This window comes from Magnetospirillum sp. ME-1, assembly GCF_002105535.1.
Lineage (GTDB): Bacteria > Pseudomonadota > Alphaproteobacteria > Rhodospirillales > Magnetospirillaceae > Phaeospirillum.
On record NZ_CP015848.1, the window covers coordinates 4340652 to 4362744 of the forward strand.

At 66.1% G+C, this 22093-nt stretch carries 17 protein-coding genes; 10 read left to right on the forward strand and 7 right to left on the reverse strand.

The features are described from left to right. Nucleotides 1-194 precede the first annotated feature (194 nt). On the forward strand, nucleotides 195-338 hold the full coding sequence (locus tag WV31_RS22245; RefSeq protein ID WP_168186011.1) for a hypothetical protein: 144 nt from the start codon (nucleotides 195-197) through the stop codon (nucleotides 336-338). A gap of 11 nt (nucleotides 339-349) precedes the next feature. Here WV31_RS22245 and WV31_RS20335 read toward each other — a convergent pair whose 3' ends face one another. Beyond that, complete coding sequence (locus WV31_RS20335; protein WP_085375238.1) at nucleotides 350-760, reverse strand: PAS domain-containing protein; 411 nt, start codon at nucleotides 758-760, stop codon at nucleotides 350-352. Nucleotides 761-1021: 261 nt separating this feature from the next. Between WV31_RS20335 and nifJ the strand changes: the two genes are divergently transcribed. The 4 genes from nifJ (at nucleotide 1022) to panE (ending at nucleotide 7589) form a co-directional block, all read left to right on the forward strand. Next, on the forward strand, nucleotides 1022-4627 hold the full coding sequence (gene nifJ, locus WV31_RS20340) for a pyruvate:ferredoxin (flavodoxin) oxidoreductase (RefSeq protein WP_145980929.1): 3606 nt from the start codon (nucleotides 1022-1024) through the stop codon (nucleotides 4625-4627). Nucleotides 4628-5020: 393 nt separating this feature from the next. After that, nucleotides 5021-6028 (forward strand): AAA family ATPase, encoded by a 1008-nt coding sequence (locus WV31_RS20345; RefSeq protein WP_085375711.1) that lies wholly within the window; start codon nucleotides 5021-5023, stop codon nucleotides 6026-6028. 1 nt (nucleotide 6029) lies between these two features. Further along, complete coding sequence (locus WV31_RS21840) at nucleotides 6030-6587, forward strand: hypothetical protein (RefSeq protein WP_145980930.1); 558 nt, start codon at nucleotides 6030-6032, stop codon at nucleotides 6585-6587. Between the two features lie 81 nt (nucleotides 6588-6668). Beyond that, on the forward strand, nucleotides 6669-7589 hold the full coding sequence (gene panE / locus WV31_RS20350) for a 2-dehydropantoate 2-reductase (protein WP_085375712.1): 921 nt from the start codon (nucleotides 6669-6671) through the stop codon (nucleotides 7587-7589). A 178-nt stretch (nucleotides 7590-7767) separates the two neighbouring features. Here panE and dctP read toward each other — a convergent pair whose 3' ends face one another. From dctP to WV31_RS20365, 3 genes are all read right to left on the reverse strand, one after another. Beyond that, a complete protein-coding gene (gene dctP / locus WV31_RS20355) occupies nucleotides 7768-8802 on the reverse strand; it encodes a TRAP transporter substrate-binding protein DctP (RefSeq protein ID WP_085375240.1) in 1035 nt (344 codons plus the stop codon). 2 nt (nucleotides 8803-8804) lie between these two features. Beyond that, a complete protein-coding gene (locus WV31_RS20360) occupies nucleotides 8805-10955 on the reverse strand; it encodes a cache domain-containing protein (protein ID WP_145980931.1) in 2151 nt (716 codons plus the stop codon). 115 nt (nucleotides 10956-11070) lie between these two features. Next, complete coding sequence (locus tag WV31_RS20365) at nucleotides 11071-11736, reverse strand: hypothetical protein (RefSeq protein WP_085375242.1); 666 nt, start codon at nucleotides 11734-11736, stop codon at nucleotides 11071-11073. Nucleotides 11737-11829: 93 nt separating this feature from the next. Between WV31_RS20365 and murA the strand changes: the two genes are divergently transcribed. After that, nucleotides 11830-13128 carry a UDP-N-acetylglucosamine 1-carboxyvinyltransferase gene (murA, locus tag WV31_RS20370; protein ID WP_085375243.1) on the forward strand — a complete coding sequence of 433 codons (1299 nt, stop codon included), beginning with the start codon at nucleotides 11830-11832 and terminating at the stop codon, nucleotides 13126-13128. Between the two features lie 36 nt (nucleotides 13129-13164). On the opposite strand, the gene WV31_RS20375 is transcribed toward murA, so the two are convergent. Then, nucleotides 13165-15402 (reverse strand): hypothetical protein, encoded by a 2238-nt coding sequence (locus tag WV31_RS20375; protein WP_085375244.1) that lies wholly within the window; start codon nucleotides 15400-15402, stop codon nucleotides 13165-13167. Nucleotides 15403-15559: 157 nt separating this feature from the next. Here WV31_RS20375 and WV31_RS20380 point away from each other — a divergent pair, with 157 nt between their 5' ends. From WV31_RS20380 to WV31_RS20395, 4 genes are all read left to right on the forward strand, one after another. Next, nucleotides 15560-15877 carry a hypothetical protein gene (locus WV31_RS20380; RefSeq protein WP_085375245.1) on the forward strand — a complete coding sequence of 106 codons (318 nt, stop codon included), beginning with the start codon at nucleotides 15560-15562 and terminating at the stop codon, nucleotides 15875-15877. A gap of 66 nt (nucleotides 15878-15943) precedes the next feature. Further along, nucleotides 15944-17593 (forward strand): peptide ABC transporter substrate-binding protein, encoded by a 1650-nt coding sequence (locus WV31_RS20385; RefSeq protein ID WP_085375246.1) that lies wholly within the window; start codon nucleotides 15944-15946, stop codon nucleotides 17591-17593. A 172-nt stretch (nucleotides 17594-17765) separates the two neighbouring features. After that, a complete protein-coding gene (locus WV31_RS20390) occupies nucleotides 17766-18719 on the forward strand; it encodes an ABC transporter permease (protein WP_085375247.1) in 954 nt (317 codons plus the stop codon). After that, the gene (locus WV31_RS20395; protein ID WP_085375248.1) at nucleotides 18716-19540 is read left to right on the forward strand and encodes an ABC transporter permease; all 825 of its coding nucleotides are present in this window, start codon (nucleotides 18716-18718) and stop codon (nucleotides 19538-19540) included. Before WV31_RS20390 ends, WV31_RS20395 begins: the two co-directional genes overlap by 4 nt. Before the next feature lie 201 nt (nucleotides 19541-19741). On the opposite strand, the gene WV31_RS20400 is transcribed toward WV31_RS20395, so the two are convergent. After that, nucleotides 19742-20566, reverse strand: coding sequence for a universal stress protein (locus WV31_RS20400; protein ID WP_085375249.1), 825 nt, complete (start codon nucleotides 20564-20566; stop codon nucleotides 19742-19744). 86 nt (nucleotides 20567-20652) lie between these two features. Further along, the gene (locus tag WV31_RS20405) at nucleotides 20653-22023 is read right to left on the reverse strand and encodes an SPOR domain-containing protein (RefSeq protein ID WP_237051397.1); all 1371 of its coding nucleotides are present in this window, start codon (nucleotides 22021-22023) and stop codon (nucleotides 20653-20655) included. Between the last annotated feature and the right edge of the window lie 70 nt (nucleotides 22024-22093).

Consider the following 22093-nt stretch of genomic DNA (forward strand, 5'->3'; position numbering starts at 1 on the left):
GATATTATGCGCGCCTATCGCTGGAATGTGCAACTGAATTTCGCAGACATACCTATGGACCGGCGCCTGTCCGGCGAGCCACTGGTATGACCATTGCGCTCTCGGCATGGCCCCCTTGCATTCACGGGCCTGGAATCCCAGCGGCGAACGGCGATACAGTCCGTTGTGCGCTGCAGCACAAAGGAGCCGCCGCCGTGCTTGAGGAATGGATTCGCAATGTTCCCCTGACCTTGGTCGAGCGTATCGTCGCCGACCGCAAGGCGGAGGGAACCCCCATCTGGTCGCTGGCCAGCATCGAACTGATGCGCCGGGTCCGGGAGACCTGCAAGGCAGCCTGAGCGGCCCCGGCCTACATGTCGATCACGTGAAGCATGAACTCCATGGGGTAGAACATGCCGACCAGGCCGGCGGGCATGCCGTCCTTATCGTGAAAGACCGATTTGAAGAACACGCCGCGCCGGGTCAGCCCGTCGCCGTACTTCACCGAGGAGGCGTAGCACTGGGTGCCGCCCGCCTCCATCAGCTTGATGTCCGCCTCGTGATAGACCTGGGCAAGGTTGGACGGCGCGATCTCGAAGACGGTCTTGCCCACCACCTCGTCATGGCCGTAGCCCAGCATCTGGCAGAAATGGCTGTTGCAGCCGAGATAGCGCCCCTCGCGATCCTTGAAGAAGATAGGGTGGGGAATGACGTCCATCAGCGCCGCCACCAGATCCGTATCGGTCAAAATATGCCAGGGCGGCTGCGTTATCCCGGACATGGAACCCTCTGAGCAACTAATCCGTCGTTCACCTTCTAGCACCCGTGGCCCGACGCCGAAAGCCCCCGGGGCAAGTCTGCATAGACGGGCTCCCAGCCGAACAACTTTATTACTTTTTTGAGCGGCGATTCGTAAGGGACTTGCGGACCCGTGAGGCCGCCGTCTATTCTTCCGAGCCTTTCGGAAACGGGGCGCGGCGGTGATTTGCGCCCGTTTTCCAAGGCCCAAAACGGGCAAATGAACTTAGAGAGTGGGAAAGACATGGCAGACAGGGCTTTGATCACGGTCGACGGCAACGAGGCGTGCGCCTCGGTGGCTTACCGGGTCAGCGAGGTGGCGGCGATCTATCCGATCACGCCGTCTTCCACCATGGGCGAGCTGGCCGACCAGTGGGCCTCGGAAGGCAAGAAGAACATCTGGGGCGTGGTCCCGGACGTGGCCGAGATGCAGCACGAGGGCGGCGCCGCCGGCGCGGTGCACGGCGCGCTGCAGGCGGGCTCGCTGGCCACCACCTTCACGGCCAGCCAGGGCCTGCTGCTGATGATCCCCAACATGTACAAGATCGCCGGCGAGCTGACGAGCTTCTGCATGCACGTCACGGCGCGCACCGTGGCCACCCACGGCCTGTCCATCTTCGGCGACCATTCCGACGTCATGGCCTGCCGCCAGACCGGCTTCGGCCTGCTGGCCTCGGGTTCGGGCCAGGAAGCCCACGACATGGCGGCCATCGCCCATTCCGCGACCTTGAAGGCCCGGGTGCCGTTCCTGCACTTCTTCGACGGCTTCCGCACCTCGCACGAGGTGACCAAGATCGAGGAGCTGAACGACGAGGACCTGCTGGCCCTGCTGGACGCCGACGCCATCGCGGCGCACCGCGCCCGGGCGCTGTCCCCCGACCACCCCACCCTGCGCGGCACGGCGCAGAACCCCGACACCTTCTTCCAGATGCAGGAGGCCCGCAATCCCTGGTACGAGGCCTGCCCCGGCATCGTCCAGCAGGAGATGGACCGTTACGCCAAGCTGACGGGCCGCGCCTACAAGCTGTTCGACTATTACGGCCATCCCCAGGCCGAGCGCGTGGTCATCATCATGGGCTCGGGCGCCGAGACCGTGCACGAGACCGTCACCGCGCTGGCCGCCAAGGGCGAGAAGGTGGGCGTGCTGAAGGTCCGCCTGTTCCGCCCCTTCTCCATCGACGCCTTCGTCTCGGCCCTGCCCACCAGCGTGCGCGCCATCGCCGTGCTGGACCGCTGCAAGGAGCCGGGCGCCATCGGCGAGCCGCTGTACCTCGACATCCTGGCCGCCCTGGCCGAGGCCAAGGCCATGGGAATGCGCGCCACCGCCGCCGACCCGGTGGTGATCGGCGGCCGCTATGGCCTGGCCTCCAAGGAGTTCACCCCCGGCATGGCCAAGGCGGTGTTCGACGAACTGGCGCGGCCGAGCCCCAAGCGCCGCTTCACCGTGGGCATCACCGACGACGTCACCCATCTGTCGCTGGAGCCCGATGCCTCGTTCAAGCTGGACCAGCCCAAGGTGAAGAGCGCGGTGTTCTTCGGCCTGGGCGCCGACGGCACGGTGGGCGCCAACAAGAACTCCATCAAGATCATCGCCGAGAACGCCGGCTTCCAGGGTCAGGGCTATTTCGTCTATGACTCGAAGAAGTCGGGCGCCATCACCATCTCGCACCTGCGTTTCAGCCCCGAGCCCATCCAGTCCGCCTATCTGCTGGATTCCGGCGACGCCGATTTCGTGGCCTGCCACCACTTCGTCTTCCTCGACAAGTACGAGGTGCTGCGCTACGCCGCCAAGGGCGCCACGTTCCTCTTGAACTCGCCCTATCCCGCCGACGAGGTGTGGACCCACCTGCCGCGCGAGGTGCAGCAGGAAATCATCGACAAGCAGATCAAGGTGCATGTGATCGATGCCCGCAAGGTGGCGCTGGCCACCGGCATGGGCAACCGCATCAACACCATCATGCAGACCTGCTTCTTCGCTCTCTCCGGCGTGCTGCCCCGGGACGAGGCCATCGGTCACATCAAGAAGGCCATCGAGAAGACCTACGGCCGCAAGTCGGAAAAGCTGGTGGCCAAGAACTTCGAGGCGGTGGACGAGACGCTGCACCACATGCACGAGGTGAGCATCCCGGCCGAAGCCACCTCCAACCGCTCGCTGCCCCCCATCGTGCCCGAGGACTCGCCCGACTTCGTCAAGCGCGTCTCGGCCCTGATGCTGGCCAATCACGGCGACAAGCTGCCCGTCTCCGCCTTCCCCGTCGACGGCGTGTGGCCCACGGGCACGGCGCGCTTCGAGCGCCGCAACATCGCCGCCGAAATCCCGGTCTGGGACGAGGGCCCCTGCATCCAGTGCAACAAGTGCGCCCTGGTCTGCCCCCATGCCGCCATCCGCGCCAAGGTCGCCAGCCCGGCCGACATGGAAGCCGCGCCCGCCGGCTTCAAGCGCATGGATTACCGCGGCAACGAGTTCAAGGGTGACGCCTACATCATCCAGGTGGCGCCCGAGGACTGCACCGGCTGCACGCTGTGCGTCAAGGTCTGTCCCGGCAAGGACAAGAAGGACCCCAACCGCCTGGCGCTGCGCATGGAGGCCAAGGATTCCATCCTCGAGGCCGAGAAGAAGAACTGGGCGTTCTTCGTCGATCTGCCGGAAGTGAATAAGGAGAAGCTGGGCACCCCCACGGTGAAGACCGCCCAGCTGCTCCAGCCGCTGTTCGAGTTCTCCGGCGCCTGCCTGGGCTGCGGCGAGACTCCTTACATCAAGCTGATGACCCAGCTGTGGGGCGACCGCCTGATGATCGCCAACGCCACCGGCTGCTCGTCCATCTATGGCGGCAACCTGCCCACCACGCCCTACACCCAGAATGCCGAGGGCCGCGGCCCGGCCTGGGCCAACTCGCTGTTCGAGGACAACGCCGAGTTCGGCTTCGGCTTCCGTCTGGCGGTGGACCAGCACAAGAACCAGGCCAAGCTGCTGCTGGCCGCGCTGACCGCCACCGGCCAGGTGCCGGAGAAGCTGGCCAACGAGATCGCCCACGCCCCCCAGGGCAGCGAGGTGGAAATCGCCGTCCAGCGCAGCCGCATCCTCGATCTGCGCAAGGTCCTCTCCGGCCTGAAGTCGGCCGAGGCCCGCCAGCTGGAGCAGGTGGCCGATTATCTGGTCGAGAAGGTGGTGTGGATCGTCGGCGGCGACGGCTGGGCCTACGACATCGGCTACGGCGGCCTGGACCACGTCTTCGCCTCGGGCAAGAACGTCAACATCCTGGTCATGGACACCGAGGTCTATTCCAACACCGGCGGCCAGCAATCCAAGGCCACCCCCATCGGCGCCTCGGCCAAGTTCGCCATCGCCGGCAAGACCCTGCCCAAGAAGGATCTGGGCATGATGGCCATGGCCTACGAGGACGTCTACGTCGCCAACGTGGCCTTCGGCTCCAAGGACGTGCAGACCATGCGCGCCTTCCAGGACGCCGTCAGCTATCCCGGCGTCTCGCTGATCGTCGCCTATTCCCACTGCATCGCCCACGGCTACGACCTGGCCCACGGCCTGGACCAGCAGAAGATGGCGGTGGAGGCCGGCTACTGGCCGCTCTACCGCTGGGATCCGCGCAAGATGGGCACCGGCGAAAGCCCGCTGACGCTGGACAGCAAGGAGCCCAACGGCAAGCTGTACGACTTCATGAAGGGCGAGGCCCGCTTCCAGATGGTGGAACGCGCCGACCCCGAGCGGTACCGCCAGCTGGTGGACAGCGCCGAAAGCCAGCTGCGCCGCCGCTTCGCCATGCTGCGCCGCTTCGCCGGCCTGCCCGACGTCACCCCGCCGCCTGCGGGCGGCAAGGAGGCGGCGGAGTAGGACCGCACTGTCACCCTGAGCCAAGGGCGAAGGGCCTTTCACCAAAGTCGCAGGACGGTGAGTGAAGGGCTCTTCCCCTCGCCCGGGTAATGGATGAGACGGATGACGGGCTATCGCCCGCACCCATCCGGGGCGATGCCCCGGCCCCCCTTTGATTTCATCGGGGGAGCGTGATTGAGAAGGCCCCTTCCGGAAACGGGAGGGGCTTTTTCGTTGATGCGAAACCCCATAATCTCACCAAGCTACCTTGAACCAACCATAAGGCGCGCCCCAATACACGGGTAAATAGAAAACCTACAAAACAACCAAGATGCCGAACATCCCTTTAGGTGCTATATTTAACTTAGCCAACACGGCAGAGTGCCAGACGGCAATGCGTTTATGGGGGACAGCATGTTCTCGACACTCCGAATCGAGAATTTCACCGCCTTTGTTGACACAAGTTTCACATTCGTCCCTGGAATAAACGTATTTGTGGGCGGAAATGGAACAGGAAAAACTCACATTCTAAAAATGCTGTACTGCATGCAGTACTGCACACACAAGGATAGCGATACAAAGACAAGTATATCAAAGAAATTTGTAGCTGTATTCAGGCCATACAAGGGGAGCCTAGGACGACTAGTCCACAGGCGTGCTGGAAAATCAATCGCGCAGATTAAGGCAACTTCAAACAATAAGCATATTTCATTAAAATTCAGCAATAGCGCAAAGCCACTTCAATCTACTGGCGGGTTAGGTAAATTCGGCCAACCGGTTTATATTCCTGTCAAGGAACTTTTATCCCAAGCACCACAGTATAGATCCATCTACAACAGATACGACCTTCCTCACGAAGAGGTATATTACGATATAATTGACCTTGCGTATCTGCCATCGCTAAAAGGCCCCGCAATTGAGGACAGAAAGAAATTACTTGAATTTATCAGGAAAATTGTCGATGGAAGAGTAACGACAAAAGATGAGGACTTTTTCTTAACAAATAGTTCCGGCGACCTTGAGATGACCCTAGTCGCAGAGGGAACGCGAAAACTCGCTTTAATTTGGAAGCTCATTCAAAATGGCTCCCTTCTAAGCGGCTCAACGCTCTATTGGGATGAACCCGAGGCCAACCTCAATCCATCTATGATGCAGCACGTGGCCGGTATCTTGACCGAACTTGCAAGAATAGGGATTCAGGTATTTGTCGCTACGCACAGCTATGCCTTCCTGAAGGAGATTGAGTTTCATGCCATGAAAAGCGTTCCCATACGCTTCTTCTCACTCCATCGAAAGCCTGACGAGGACGGCATTTTTTCTCATCCATCCGATTCATACGAGCAGATTAGCCCAAATCTAATTGCTGATGAGTACATCAGAATTTATGATGAAGGCATAAGAAGAAGCCTAGGGGGATTATGACATGGGGAGAGCCGTATTTGAAAAGGACGTCAAAATTGATTTCTCTGATGCACTGAATGTCCTAGAATTTGATGATAACAGAAGAAAGGAGAAGACCTACGGCCTCAGCCACTGTATGGCAGCTGTAGACTTTATCGTCGAATGGGACAAATACTATTGGTTTGTTGAGATAAAAGACCCAGAAACATCAACAGCCCTCTCAGATGAAATCAGACACGCTGGATGTAAAAAAGTTATAGATGAATTTCACTCCGGAAATCTCATATCAAAAAATTTAGCACCAAAAATAAAAGACTCCTTCATATACACAAAACTTCAAAAAACCATCGATGACAAACCTATATTCTATATGGTCCTCCTCGGAATATCATCTCTCAATGAGCCAATCGCCAACCACTTGGCGACAAAACTAAAGCATGGCTGCGGGTTTTTTGGACCTCACAATAAGGGATGGGAATCCCCATACCTACGGGACGTAATAGTTCTAAATATTGCTCAATGGAATAGAACTTTTCCCCACTGCCCAATAACCCGTACAAGCCCACCGACCTTACCCTGAATGCATTCGCAGCCTTTCCCCTTGCCGCCCGCCGTCCGTCTCCGCTAGCCTCGACGCCACTGGTAATACCGGAGGCGGATGATGCGGATCTTGATTCTGGGCGCGGGGGCGACGGGGGGGTATTTCGGGGGACGGCTGGCCGAGGCCGGGGCCGACGTGACCTTTCTGGTGCGACCCAAGCGCGCCCAGCTTCTGGCCGAGCGCGGCCTCTCCATCGAAAGTCCGCACGGCGACGCCAAGTTGAAGGTCAACACGGTGACCGCCGATACCCTGTCGGGCCACTGGGACGTGGTGCTGCTGTCGTGCAAGGCCTATGACCTGGAGGAGTCCATCAAGGCCATCGCGCCGGCGGTGGGAGCGGACTCCACCGTGGTGCCGATCCTCAACGGGCTGGCCCATTACGGCCCGCTGGATGCGGCCTTCGGGGCGGGCCGCGTGATCGGCGGGCTGTGCCACATCTTCTCCACCTTGGGCGCCGAGGGGCAGATCCTGCACATGAACGCCATCCACCGCATCACCTTCGGCGAGCGCTCGGGCGGTACCTCGGCCCGGACCGAGGCGCTGGCCCGGGCCTTCGCCCCCGCCAGGTGCGAGACCCGCCATTCGCCCGAGATCATGCAGGAGGCCTGGGAGAAATATGTGCTGCTGGCTCCGCTGGCCGGCATGACCTGCCTGATGCGGGCCAGCGTCGGCACCATCATGGCGACCGAGGAGGGCGAGGCCATCACGCGGGAAATGTTCGAGGAATGCGCCGCCGTGGCGTCCCACGCCGGGCATGGGCCGCGCCCCGAGGCCCGCGACCTGGCCCTGGGCTTCCTCACCCAGAAGGGCTCGGCCATGACGGCGTCCATGATGCGCGACCTGGAGGCCGGCGGGCCCACCGAGGGCGAGCACATCGTCGGCGACATGGCGCGCCGCGCCCGGGCGGCCGGACTTGCCGCTCCGCATCTGCGCACCGCGCTGGCCCATCTGCAGGCCTACGAGATCAGGCGGAAGGGATAGGGACCGGGACTAAACCTTCAAGCCACAAATCTGCACCGCTTCCACTCTCGTCATGCCCGGACTTGTTCCGGGCATCCACGTGACTCCACCTGGCACCGTACTGAACCGCTCCGCGTGGATGGCCGGGTCAAGCCCGGCCATGACGCAAAGTGAAGTTTCTTATTTAACGCGCGGTGCTCTACTTGCCGGCGGCCTTGAGGAACGCGTCCATGAGGGCGCGCCCCTCATCGTCCAGATCCGCCTGGACCTCGGCGATGATTGCCGGCTGCACCACCCGGCGGAAGGCGTCACGCTCCTCGGCCGACAGGCGGGTGACCGCCATGCGGCGGTAAAGGGCGGAGATTCCGCGTTCCGACCCTTCGATGTCGCGCGCCAGGGTACGGCCCGCCGCCAGGGCGGCGTCGGCCGCCCGGCGCACCGCCTGCTGCTCGTCGGGCGCCAGGGCGTCGAAGGCCTTGCGGTTGAACAGCCACAGCGGCGGTGCATACAGATGCTCGGTCAGGGTGGCGTATTTCTGCACTTCGTCGAAGCGCCCGGCCAGGATGGCCAGCGGCGTATTCATCTGCCCGTCGGCCACCCCCGCCGCCAGGGCCGACAATTCCTCGCGCGAGGAGATGGCCACCGGCACGGCGCCCAGGCTGCGGATCATGGTGTCCTGGGACTTGAAGCCGGGAATGACGCGGAACTTCAGGCCGTGCATGTCCTCGGGCCGGTGGATCGGCCGCCTTGCGTTGGTGAGCGCCGTCATGCCGCCGCTATCGCCATAGCCCAGCACCATCATGCCGGTCCGCCGCTCGATCCCCTCGCCCAGAAGGCGGCCGAACGGGCCGTCGAAGGCCGCCTGGGCCGCCTCCTGCGACGCGAAAGCAAAGGGAATCTGGGTCACGGCCAGCGGCGGATAGACGGGGACCACGCCGCCGATGGTGACGAAGCCGGTCTGCACCACGTTATCGCCGATCAGCCGGGCGAGTTCGCGGTTGCCGCCCAGTTGCCCGGCGGGAAAGATGCCGACCTTGACCCGTCCCTCGGTCAGCCGTTCCACCTGCCGCTTGAACTCGGCGGCCATGGCGGCGGTGGGATTGGCCGAGGATTTCTGCGCCTGGGTATGGGCCAGGAAGATCTCGCGCGGCGGGGCGGGTTTGTCCCCCTCTGCGGCCCGGACCGGCAGGGCCGCCAGCAGAACCAGGGCGAGGATGGCGCCGAACGGCCGCATGCTTATTTCCCCTCGAAATGCAGCACGCCGTCCCAGGCCTCGTCGGGCGGGGCGGCGGCGTAGCGCTCGGCAAGGTCCAGGAAGAAGCGGGCGGGGCCGTCCTCGCCGCGGCCGGCCAGATAGTCGCGGAACGCCTGGGACGCGGCGGACCAGTCACGGGCAAAGAACAGCTTCATGGCCTGGTTCCAGTGGGCGACGGCCGACATCTGCTCCCCGGTGGCGGCCAGAGCGCCTCCGTCGTCCAGCGCCGCCACCAGTTCGAACAGGGGCACCGGCAAGGTGACGCCGGCGGGGGCCACCACGCCCAGGGGGCGGAACAGGAAGCGGTCACGCACCTGCTTTTCCACCGCGCCGGTCACCAGCATGGACGTGCCGAACATCTTGTTCAGGCCCTCGATGCGCGACGCCAGGTTCACCTCGGCGCCCAGCACCGTGTACTGCATGCGGTCGTTGCTGCCCACGTTGCCCACCACCGCCACGCCCGTATGCAGGCCGAAGCGGGTGGGCATGGGCGGGAAACGGTTGGCCACCAGATCGCGGTTCAGGTCCTCGGACAGGACGCGGCAGGCGAGGATGGCGCGGCAGGCGTTGGCCACGTGGTCCTCGTCCAGGCTGGGGGCGTTCCAGAACGCCATGATGGCGTCACCGATGAACTTGTCGATGGTCCCCCGGCTGGCGATGATCGCCCCCGACATCATCTCGAAATAGATGGACAGGCGATGGGCCACATCCTCGGGCGCCATGAATTCCGAGGTCTGGGTGAACCCCTGGAGATCGGTGAACAGGATGGTCAGCGGCCGGCGCTCGCCGTCGATGGTGGGAATTCCGGCCGAGGCCATGATGGTCCGCACCAGATCCTTGGGCACATAGGCGGCGAAGCTGCGCATGGCGGCCTTCATCCGCTCGATGGCCGCCGCCAGGGCGTGGACCTCGATCACCGACGAGCGGACGGCCGCATCGCTGGAGAAGTCCAGGGCCTCGATGTGGCGGACCTCGCCGATCAGCGTCTCGATGGGCCGGGTCAGCAGGCGCGACGCCCAGGCCACCCCCGCCCCGGCCAGCACCAGGAAGGCCGTGCCGATGATCAGGATGATGACGCTGGCGCGGCGAAGGGGCGCGATGAACTCGCCCTCCTCGGCCACCACGCCGATGGTCCAGTGCTTGCCGAAATCGTCGGGAAACGGGCTGAACGACACCAGATAGGTATCGCGCTCGGGCCCCAGTTCCGCCCGGAAGCGGTTGCCCAGATCCTTGCGCAACCGGGCGGCGTCGGCCACCACCCGGTCGGCGATCTGATCGACCTTGGCGATTTCCAGCCCATTGCCCCCTTGGACAAGGGATTGCTCGGCGTCGTGATAGCCCAGCAGGCGGTCGTCCTCGTCCAGGATGAAGGTCCGCCCCTTGGCGCCCACCGCCCGCTCGGCCAGGAAACGCGACAGGGTCTCGGTCAGCAGATCGGCGGCGAACACCCCGATCGGCGCCCCATCGTCGGTCACCAGCCGCTGGGACAGGGTCAGGCCGGGCTTGCCGATACTGCTGAACACGTGGATTCCGGAGGTGGCCACACCCTGGGTCTCCATGGCCGCCGTGTACCAGGGCCGCGTCCGGGGGTCATAGGTGACCTTGGGCGCGCGCTCGACGCCGACCACGTTGCCCCAGCGGGTGATGTAGATCCAGCTGTCGGTGGCCTCGCCCTCCACCGTGTCGATGATGCGCAGCGCGAATTTGGCGTCCGGCGGCGGCTTGCGGCCCAGCAGCCCCTTGCCGCCGGGCGGCGGCAGGCGGATCACCTCGTAGAAGGCGCCGTCCTTGGCAAAGCCGAAAAACAGGGCGTAGAGGTCGGGAAAGGCCTCCAGCGTGTCGATCAGCGGCCGCAGGGTCTCGACCCGGCGCAGCTTCTCGCCCTCCGCCTTGCCGAAAGCGGTGGACAGATCGACGACGCGGGCCATGGGAACCAGCAGGTTGCGCACCCCGGAAACCACGTCGCGGGATGCGCCGTCCATGGCATTCTGGGCGAGATCGGCGGCCAGGTGCGAATTCTGGCGATACAGCACCGTGGTCATCAGCGCCGTCAGGGGCAGCATGATGCCGAGAAACATGGCGGCGATGCCGACACGCAGCCGTATCCTGGGTCGCTTGGACCGCGTGCTCACGCCACCCCCCACAAATCCCTAAATTCCGCATGGACTATAGCCAAGCCCATTCTTTTGGAATAGTTACGGATTGTATCGGAGATGCATCAACTCAGTGAACGGTCGACGCCGATGCTCAACAATCGGCATACCAGCGCGCGAAGAAGGTGTCGTCGCCTTCCTGGCGCAGGCCCATGGTGGGAGCGCCGGCATCGTCGATCAGCCCCATTTCGTGCAGCCAGCGCACCACCTTGCGGAAATGGCCGACATTCTGGAGGTTGGAGCCGCCTTCCAGCCAGTTCTGCTCGAGGAAGGCCAGCACCGCCGGCTGGCCCAGTTCGGCCTCCCACAGGATGCCGAGCAGCGAGCACAGCCCCTCCTCCACGTCGCGCTCAGGCAGGAACAGGGACTGCACCGCGTCGGCCTCGGCCTTGCGCCCGGTCTCGGGTCCGGCGCCCAGGCCGAAATCCAGCACCTTGCGCCGCTCGGGCGAGGACAGCTGGTAATGCCCCACTTCGTGGATCAGCACGCTGGGCTCCAGGTGAACCGCCACGCCTTCGCCATCCCAGGTGAAATGCTCCTGGGGACTCATCTCCAGAATCTTGAAGCCGAAGCGGCGGCAAAGCTCCACCGCCCCCTTCCGATGCTCAGGCTCGGTGGACAGGGTGAGCAGATCGTCCTCGGGCACCAGGGCGGTGATGCGGCGGAACACGGCGAGCGCCAGCGGGTCCTCGGCCAGCGCCGCCTCGAACTCGCTCTTCAGCCCGGCGAAGCCGGTATGGTCGATGGGTGTCAGAATCATGGGAGCGGTTTTAGTCGCGGACCTTGACCTTGGCAAGGGGGGGCGCTAAAGGGGGCCTTCCGATTCCCCCTCGCGCTCTTCTAAGGACCAAGCATGGACAGGATCCGCATCATCGGCGGGACGCCGCTCAAGGGCACCATCACCATCGGCGGCGCCAAGAACGCCGCGCTGGCGCTGATGCCCGCCTGCCTGCTGACCGAGGAAACCCTGGCGCTGTCCAACCTGCCCCATCTGGTGGACATCACCACCATGGCCAATCTGCTGGCCCAGCACGGGGTGATGATGGCGCTGAACGGCAACGCCACCAACGGCGGCCATACCGGACGCGTCCTCGAGCTGACCGCCGCCTCCATCGGCAACACCACCGCGCCCTACGATCTGGTGCGCAAGATGCGCGCTTCCGTCCTGGTGCTGGGCCCGCTGCTGGCCCGCTGCGGCGAGGCCCGCGTCAGCTTGCCCGGCGGCTGCGCCATCGGCACCCGGCCGGTGGACCTGCACCTGAAGGCCCTGGAGCAGATGGGCGCCCGAATCGAGCTGGACGGCGGCTATATCGTGGCTTCCGTCCAGGGCCGCCTCAAGGGCGCCCACATCATCTTCCCGCAGGTCACCGTGGGCGGTACCGAGAACATCCTGATGGCCGCCACCCTGGCCGAGGGCGAAACCGTCATCGCCAACGCGGCGCGCGAGCCCGAGATCACCGACCTGGCCGAATGCCTGCTGGCCATGGGCGCCAAGATCGAGGGCATCGGCACCGGTACGTTGAAGGTCCAGGGCGTGGAACGCCTGCACGGCGCCGAATACTCGGTGGTCCCCGATCGCATCGAGACCGGCACCTACGCCGTGGCCGCCGCCATCACCCGGGGCGACATCGAGCTGGTGGGCGCCCGCTTCGACCTGATGGAATCCGTCAACAAGGTGCTGACCGAGTGCGGCGTCCAGGTGGAGGAGACACCGCGCGGCATGCGGGTACGCGCCGACCAGGGCGAGATCACCGGCGTCGACATCATGACCGAGCCCTATCCCGGCTTTCCCACCGACATGCAGGCCCAGTTGATGGCGCTGATGTCCACGGCCAAGGGCGCCTCCATGATCACCGAGACCATCTTCGAGAACCGCTTCATGCACGTTCCCGAGATGACCCGCATGGGCGCACGCATCAACGTCCACGGCTCGTCGGCCATCGTGCGCGGCGCGCCCAAGCTGTCGGGCGCCCAGGTGATGGCCACCGATCTGCGCGCCTCGGTGTCGCTGGTGCTGGCCGCGCTGGCCGCCGAGGGCGAGACCATCGTCAACCGCGTCTACCATCTGGACCGCGGCTACGAACGGGTCGAGGAAAAGCTGGCCGCCTGTGGCGCCAAGATCGAGCGCCTCAAGGACGGCGTGGCGGAGTAAGCGAAAGCGCGGGCGGGGCGCCCGCACTCCACCTTCCTACTTGTGCACCATCGCCACCAACTTGGCGATCCAGCCCAGCTTCCAGGCCAGAGCCAGCGCCGCCAGCACCACGCCCGCGACGACCACCGAACGCCACGGCGGCTCCTTCTGGGCATAGGGGTCCTTGAGCGAGCGCTGGGCGCCGTCGGGCAGCTTGGCCAGATGGGTCAGCGCCGTGCCGAACGGAATGTTGATGCGGGCATGGGTGTTCACCGCCCAGCCGTTGGCGTCGAGAATCGGCCCCAGGTGCCGCTGGTGCAGCTTGAACGAGGCGATGATCATGCTGGGCCCCGACACCGCCAGCACCGCGCCCAGCAGGGCCAGCGGAATCTGCCACCACGGCAGGGAGAGGAACCCGGTCACCACCGAGGCCAGCGCCGTGCCGATGGCGCCCACCGCCAGCCCCAGGGCGGCGAAGATGCCGGCGAAGCGTCCGGCATCGAAGGGGGCGGGCGCCGCCGCCGGGGCGGCGGCCGGCGCCGGAGCCGGAGCGGCAGGAGCCGGGGCCGGAGCCGGAGCCGGCTTGGCGCCCGGCAGCGGAATCTTCGGCGTCACCGCCAGGGCGGCGGCCTGCTCGTCGGCGGCCTTGGCCCGGGCGGCGGCCATCTTCTCCACCGTCTGGGCGATGATCTTGCCCACCTTCTTGTAGGGCGCCCAGAACGATTGGCGGATGGAAATGGGGTGGTCGACGATATGGACGATGGTGGCGTCCCAGTCGCCGCCCTTGCGGTCGTAGAACACGCCGTTGCGCCCGACCATCAGCTGGTCGGAATCGCCATCGGTGACGGCGGCGGCGATGTACATCTTCTCGCCGTCGTCCACGCCCCTGCGCCGGCATTCGCAATAGACCAGATAGATGCGGCTCAGCGTGGCGATCACCGCGTGCTTGCCGGGCTCCTCCACCCGGACGCACAGATCGCAGGACCGCCCGTCGATGAACAGGGTGCCGGCCTGGAACACCGCCTTGTGCTTTCGGGTGTAGAAGTCGCGGAAGGCGACGAAGTTGTTGAGCAGCACCGCCAGGTCACGGCAGCAACGCAGCAGCTTGTCCACCGAATCGATGGCCTTGGCCTCGGCCTCCAGCGCCAGGTCCTGGGCGATCAGGGATTCGATGGCGGCCTGGGCGTCCTGGCCGAGGATGGTCCTGATCCGCTCGGTGCCAAGCGCCCCCACGGGTCCTTCCGGCATCTCCTTGGCCCAGGCGGCCCGCGCCGCGAACCGCGCCTTGATCGCGGCCCAATCCTCGGCCGACAGGCTGTCGCGCTCACCCAGCAGCGGCACCACCGCCTCGGCCTTGAAGCGGGCGATGGCCGCGCCCCAGGCCGGATTGAGCCCCGCCCCCAGCGGCAGGTCGGCGCCGGCGGCCACGCCCGCCAGGGGGAATTCGGCCAGCGCCGCCGAATCCGGTGACAGCATTTGCCCGGCCAGCCCCGCCCAATCCTCCTCCGAGCGGTTGAGCGGCCCGGCGGCGCGGGTGTCGAAGGCGGCCAGCGCGCAGCGGGTGAACCAGTCGTCCAGCTTGGCCGCCACCGCCGTCACCGCCTCGGCGGCATGCTCGGATTCGCCGGCCACCGGGTTGAGGGCCGGGTCCTGGTCGGCCTTGGCCGCCCATTTGGCATGGGCCTCGGCCGCCTCGAAGAATTCCTTCACCTTGTCCAGATTGACCCCGGGCAGGCCGCCGCGATCGGTCTCGCCGCCCAGGCAGGCGATGATGTCCTCGATCACCGAGCGAAGCGCCGGGTCGTCGACGATTTCCGCCGGAACGATGCCGTCGCCGTTGAAGTCGTTGGCGGCGAACACCTCCTGCACCCCGGCCACCTCGGCCAGGGTGATGGTGTCGGAATCGGGCTTGCCGCTCTTGGCCAGGATGCGCCGGGCCGCCGCCAGCACGGCGCGGCCCTCGGGCTTGGCATCGTCGATCTCGGCCAGGGGCAGCGCATCCTCGCGCTTCAACAGCAGATCGGGCTGCTTCAACAGGTTGCCGGCCCACTCGACGGCGGCGATGACCTCGCCGGCGCGGATGCGGCCGTCATGATCGGAATCGATGATGTCCAGCGTGCGCTGGTCCAGCTCGATGCCGCGCGTCGGGCAGGACAGCGCCGCCCACAGCTTCTGGTCCAGCGAACCCAGGCTCATCAGCGCCCGGCCGGTATCGAGCCGCACCTGATCGAAGCCCCCCGCCCGGAAGAACTTCCACTGCATCGGACCCTGATTGCCGCCGGTTTCGTCGCCCATGTCCGCCCCCTGGAATTGAACCCTTCCATCATGCCCGAAGCGGGGACGGAGGCAAGCGTTACACTCTGTTACCCCCTGCCCGTCCGCCGGACATCCGCCCGTTACCTTCGCATGATCTAATACACCCATGAGCGGGAATGAGTGACAGGAGGCAATCATGAAGACCATCCTCAAGACCCTCGCGGCTCTCGCCCTCGTCGGTTTTGTCGCCTCGTGCGCGGCCCAAGCCGCCGACCCGACCCCCACGCCGCAAACCTGGGGTCCCGGCTGGCGTCATGAGCAGATGCTGAAGGCCCAGAAGGACGGCACCTTCGTCCCCGGCCGCGGCCCGGGCTACGGCATGTGGGGCGGCGGCCCCGGCTATGGCCGCGGCATGATGGCGCAGGCCATCGGCGCCGATGGCAAGATCGACGTGAGCAAACTGCCCGCCGGTTGCCCGATGCGCCAGGGACTGATCCAGGCCCCGACCCAGTAAGCGATCATTTGCGCGAAGCCCCGCCCCCGGCTTGACAGCCGGGGGCGGGGCTTTGATTCTAGGGAGATGTTCAAGCGCCTCGCCCCCCTGCTCGTCTCGACCCTGCTCGCCGCCCCGGCTTTGGCCAAGGACGAGTTGGCCATCGGCATCACCCAGTTTCCCGCGACGCTGAACCCGTCCATCGAATCCATGCTGGCCAAGACCTATGTCCTGGCCTTCGCCCACCGGCCGATCACCGCCTATGACGCCGCGTGGCAGCTGACCTGCCTTTTGTGCGAACAGCTTCCGACCATCGAGAACGGGCTGGCCAAGGTGGAGAGCCTGGAGGGCGGCAGAAAGGGCATCGCCGCCACCTATACGCTGCGCGCCGACGCCAAATGGGCCGACGGCACGCCGGTGACCACCGACGACGTGGTCTTCAGCTGGCAGGTGGGACGCCATCCCCAGTCGGGCGTGGCGGCGGCCGAGCTGTTCCGCCGCATCACCCGAATCGAGGCCAAGGACAAGCGGACCTTCACGCTCTACGTGGACAAGCTGACCTTCGACTACAACGCCATCAACGACCTGCGCCTGCTGCCCGCCCATGTGGAGAAAAAGCGGTTCGAGGCCGCGCCCGCCGAGTACCGCAACCGCACCGCCTACGACCAGGATTCCACCAATCCCGGCCTTTACAACGGTCCCTACCGCATCAGCGCGGTGGTCCAGGGCAGCCATGTGGTGCTGGAGCCCAACGCCCATTGGGGCGGGACCAAGCCGGCGTTCAAGCGCATCGTGGTCAAGGCCATCGAGAACACCGCCTCGCTGGAGGCCAACCTGCTGGCGGGCGGCATCGACATGATCGCCGGTGAGCTGGGCCTGCCGCTGGAGCAGGCCCTGGCCTTCGAGAAGCGCCACGGCGCCCGCTTCGAGGTGATCACCAGACCCAGCCTGAGCTACGAGCACCTGGACCTCAACCTGTCCTCGCCCCTTTTGTCCGAGCCAAAGGTGCGCCGCGCCCTGCTGCTGGGGCTTGACCGCGAGACCATCTCGCGCCAGCTGTTCGAGGGCCGCCAGATCGTCGCCCAATCCCTGGTGCCGCCGCTGGACTGGGTCTACGCCGCCGACCTGCCCAAGGCCGCCTTCGATCCGGTGCGCGCCAACCAGTTGCTGGACGAGGCCGGCTGGATGGTCGGACCGGGGGGCATCCGGGTCAACACCAAAGGCGAGCGGATGTCGCTGGAACTGGTCACCACCGCCGGCAACCGCTCGCGCGAGCTGGTGGCCCAGGTGATGCAGGCCCAATGGAAGAAGATCGGCGTCGAGCTCAAGCTGAAGACCGAGCCGCCGCGCGTGATGTTCGGCGAGACGGTGACCCGGCGCAAGTTCCCCCACATGGCGCTGTTCGCCTGGTACTCGGCGCCCGAGAACGTGCCGCGCTCGACGCTGCACTCCACCATGGTGCCCAGCACGGCCAACAACTGGTCGGGCCAGAACTACACCGGCTACGCCAACCCGGAAATGGACAGGCTGATCGACGCGGTCGAGGGGGAACTGGACAAGGACAAACGCAAGGCCCTGTGGCGCGACATCCAGGCCCTTTACGCCGCCAACCTGCCGGCGCTGCCGCTGTTCTTCAAGTCGGATTCCTTCATCCTGCCCAAGGCCTTGAAGGGGGTGCGGCCCACCGGCCATCAGGACCCCTCCCCCTATTGGGCGGAGCAGTGGCGGTGGGAGTAAACCGGCGTGCCCTAAACTGTCATCCCGAGCGTATGCGAGGGATCTCCGCCTGGACTGGCGATCCCGGTCTTGAAAAGCCATGCCAGGACGAGATCCCTCCTCCCGAGGGTCGTCGGGATGACAGGTCAAGATTGTCGGCCGATGCTATGACACAGCTTGGGAGGGGCAAGCCATGACTGGCAAGGCCATGGCCCGCCTGATCCAGTCGGCCCTGGTCCTGCTGGTGATGTCCTTCGTGGTCTATGGCCTGATGGGCCTGATGCCCGGCGATCCCATCGACCTGATGATCGCCGGCGACCCGCGCATGAGCTCCGAGGACGCGCTCCGGCTGAAAGCGCTTTACGGCCTCGACCGGCCATGGACCGAGCGCTGGCTGCGCTGGCTGGGACAGGTGCTCCAGGGCGAGTTGGGCTATTCCCGCCTTTACGCCCGCCCAGTGGCCGAATCCATGGCCCCGGCGCTGGGCAACAGCGCGCTGCTGATGCTGTCGGCCATGGCGCTGTCGCTGTCGGTGGCCATTCCGCTGGGCATCCTCGCCTCGCTCCGACCGGGAAGCCCGCTCGACCGGCTGGTCAACCTGCTGGCCTTCGCCTCGGTGTCGGTGCCGGTGTTCTGGCTGGGCCTGATGCTGATCGTGGTGTTCGCCGTGTCGCTGGGCTGGCTGCCGGCTGGCGGCGTCGAGACGGTGGGCGGCGGCGGGCTGGCCGACAGGCTGCGCCACATGGTTCTGCCGGTCTCCGCCCTGGCCCTGGCCGGTATCGGCCAGGCGGCACGGCACATGCGGGCCGCCATGATCTCGGAAGCCGGCGCCGACTACATCCGCACGGCGCGGGCCAAGGGCTGTGGTCCCGCCCGCGTGGTGCTGGGCCACCAGTTGCGCAATGCCCTGCTGCCCATCACCACCATCGTGGCGCTGGAATTCGGCGGCCTGTTCTCGGGCGCGCTGATCACCGAGACGGTCTTCGCCTGGCCCGGCATGGGCCGCCTGATCTACGAGGCGGTGATGGGCAACGACTTCAATCTGGCCCTGTCGGGATTGCTGCTGGCCACCGCCATGACGCTGGCCGGCTCGGTGCTGGCCGACATGGCCTATCAGCGCCTCGATCCCCGGATCGGCCGGTCATGAGGACGGGCGCCGCCATCTTAGTGCTGTTGCTGGCCGCCGTATTGGCCGCGCCCTGGGCCCTGCCCGCCCCCGAAGCCATGGATCTGGCCAGCCGTTTCGATCCGCCGTCCGCGGCCCATCTGCTGGGCACCGACGATCTGGGCCGCGACATCGCGGCGCGCCTCGCCCAGGGTGGTCTGGTCTCGCTGGGCGTCGCCGCGCTCACCGCCCTGATGGCGGCGCTGATCGGCACCATCATCGGGCTGCTGGCCGGATATCATGGCGGCTGGGCCGATTCCGCGCTGATGCGCCTCACCGACGGGGTGATGTCGCTGCCGCTGCTGCCTTTGCTGATCGTCATGGCCGCCGCCGATCCCGCCAAGCTGGGGGTGCCGCCCGGCTTGACCGGGTCCGAGGTGTTCGCCGTGCTGCGCCCGGCGGTGATCATCGCCTGCATCGCCTGGACCGGGGTGGCCCGCCTGGTGCGCGCCGCCACCCTTTCGGTGCGTACCCGCGACTATGTGCGCGCCGCCGAGGCCATGGGCGCCCGGCCCATGCGCATCATGCTGCGCCACATCCTGCCCAACGTCGCCTCGCCCATCGTGGTGGCCACCACGCTGTCGGTGGGCAACATCATCCTGATCGAAAGCGCGCTGTCCTTCCTGGGGCTCGGCATCCGCCCGCCCCTGGCGTCGTGGGGCAACATGCTGACCGGGGCCATGGACGTGGTGTGGAGCGCGCCGCTGCTGGCCTTCTGGCCGGGCGCCGCCATCTTCGCCACCGTGCTGGGTTTCAACCTGCTGGGCGACGGGCTGCAGAAGGCGCTGGATCCCAAGGGATAAGATATGGGCTTCCGCCCATACCCGCTTGCTCGCTTCGCTCGTCCCTCTGGGACCGCACCCCCGGGTGCGTCGTTTGCCCCTGCGGGGCTGCACGGGGCCGATGGCCCCAAACCCCATTCCATTATTTCATGAAACAAAAGGAGGGTTCGGGAGGCATGCCTCCCGATGGGGTCGGGGCAAAGCCCCGCATGTCGCCGCGCCTCAGTGGCTGAACAGCACCGGCACGGTCATGGAATCCAGCATGTGGCGGGTGGCGCCGCCCAGCACCATCTCGCGCAGGCGCGAACGGCCGTAGCCGCCCATGACCAGCAGGTCCACGTCCTCGTCGGCGGCGCGCGACAGCAGCATCTCGCCCACGTTGAGGTCGTCGGAGGCCACGTGCTCGCACACCGCGTTGACCCCGTGGCGCGACAGGTGCAGGCAGATGTCGGCGCCGGGAATGTCGCCGTGCCCCGCCATGCCGTGGCCGGGATTGATGGCGATGACGTGAACCGTCTGGGCGCCCGCCAGCAGGGGCATGGCATCGTGGACGGCGCGGGTCGCCTCGCGCCCGCCGTTCCAGGCCACCATCACCCGGCGGCCTAAGGTGGGGAAGCGGCCGGCGAAGGGCACCACCAGCACCGGACGGCCCACCGCCATGATCAGTTCATCGGCCAGACGCGGCGCATCGGACTGGGGCTCGGCCTGGCCGATCACCGCCAGATCGGCGTAGCGGGCGTGCAGAGCCAGGGTTTCGGCCATGGGGCCGCTGACGTCGCGCCATTCGCGCGTCACCCCCGGCCCGGTCTCGCAGGCCGCCACCATGGCCTCGACCTGCTTGGCCGCCTCGGCGTCGCGGGCGGCGCCGATCTGGTTGAGGTCGCCGCCGAACTGGGCGGTGACATGGGAGGGCAGCAAGGCCTGATCCCGGATATTGAGAGCGATCAGGTGGGACTGGAAGCGGGCGGCGATGCCGGCCGCCAGATCCAGGCGTACGCGGGCGCGCGGAGTGTCATCGACGTGAACCAGGATGTCCTTGTAGGTCATGACCGCCCCCTGAAATCTTCACGGCGAACCATCTTAGCCCCAACCGCGCACGGGGGCCAAATCACTCCGCGAAGTGCAGACCCCAGCTAATAGCTGGTCGCCTCGCAGGACTGGCGGTGCAGTTTCAAGACCTTGCACAGCTTGGTGGCGTCGGCGCGGCTTTTCATGGGGCCGGCGACGATGCGCCAGCGGGTGCCGCGCTCGCCCTGGTCGATCTTGGGGAAGGTGGCGTTGATATTGGCCAGCTCCTCGGGGAACTTGGCCTTGATCTTTTCCCAGGTGTCGCGCGCCGCGTCCTCGGTCTTGGCGGTGCCCAGGCTGACACCCGGCGTGCCGCCGCCCGACGACGCCTTGGCGCCCGAGCCGTTGGCGCCGCCCTGGCGCAGGCCGGTGGCGGTGCCCGATACCGGCTGCTTGGCCAGCTGGGTATCCAGCACCTTTTCGACGGCGGCCTTTTCGCGCTTGGCCTCGTCGGCGGAGACCAGATTGGCGGCGCGCAGGCGCTCGACCCGGCCGACGGCGGTGGCGGCCTCCATCACGTCCTTGGGCGGCAGCACCGGCAGGTCCACCTTGCGCGGCTCGGCCGGCAGCAGGGCGTCGAGAATGGCCAGACGCTCGGCACCATGCTCGGCGGGCGACAGGGCGCGGCTTTCCAGCGCCACGGCGAGCGCGCGCAGGCGGTCGACCACCTGCTCCTCGGTGGGGCCGGGACGCTCCAGCCCCTGGGCCGGGGGCAGCTTCGACGAATAGGGCAGCAAGGCCCCGAGATTGGTGTTGCGCCGGCGCGAATGCTCCTCCGGGGTGATCAGCCCCTCGTCCAGCAGGCGCCGCAGGACGCGGAAACGGGTGGCGACGTTGGTTTCCGCCTGGGTGGCGCCCCGCGTCGCCATGGCGGAAGACGGCATGCCGCCCGGCTCGCCCAGCGGTTCGGCGGCGACCATGCCACGGCTGGCCCCCTGCGGGCTCATGGGCTCGAAGCTTTGGGGCGTCAACTCGGACTGACGACCCGAACGCAGGGCCGAACCGGCGACGGTGCGGCCCAGCATCTTGTCCACCACCAGCAGGTTGGCCTGGGCCACGTCCACCAGCGAGCGGATCTGCGGCCCGCCCTGGGACGGCGTGGTGATGGTGACCTGCGGCCGGTTGGCGATGATCACCTCGTAATACTGGCGCGCCAGATCGTAACGGCCGGTGGCCTGATAGACCATGCCGGCGGTGTAGAGGGCGAAAGGATCCTTCGGATTACGCCGAAGCGCCGTGATGGCCAGGCGCTCGGCGGTGCCGTATTCGCCCCGGGTGAGCGCGGTCATGGCCCTTTCACTGGAATCGTCGTCGAGCAGGGGAGACTTCATCACGGCATCGGTGAAGCCGCGCGGGTCGTTGAGCACGCCGCACCCCGCCAGCGCCGTTACCAGCGACACGGCCAGGACGCCCCTGCGCAATCCTTTCATGCTCATAGACCTCGTCCCCCAAGATGGCACGATCATCCGCCCCTCCCGGACTCTCACATCGGGCTGGACGGGACAA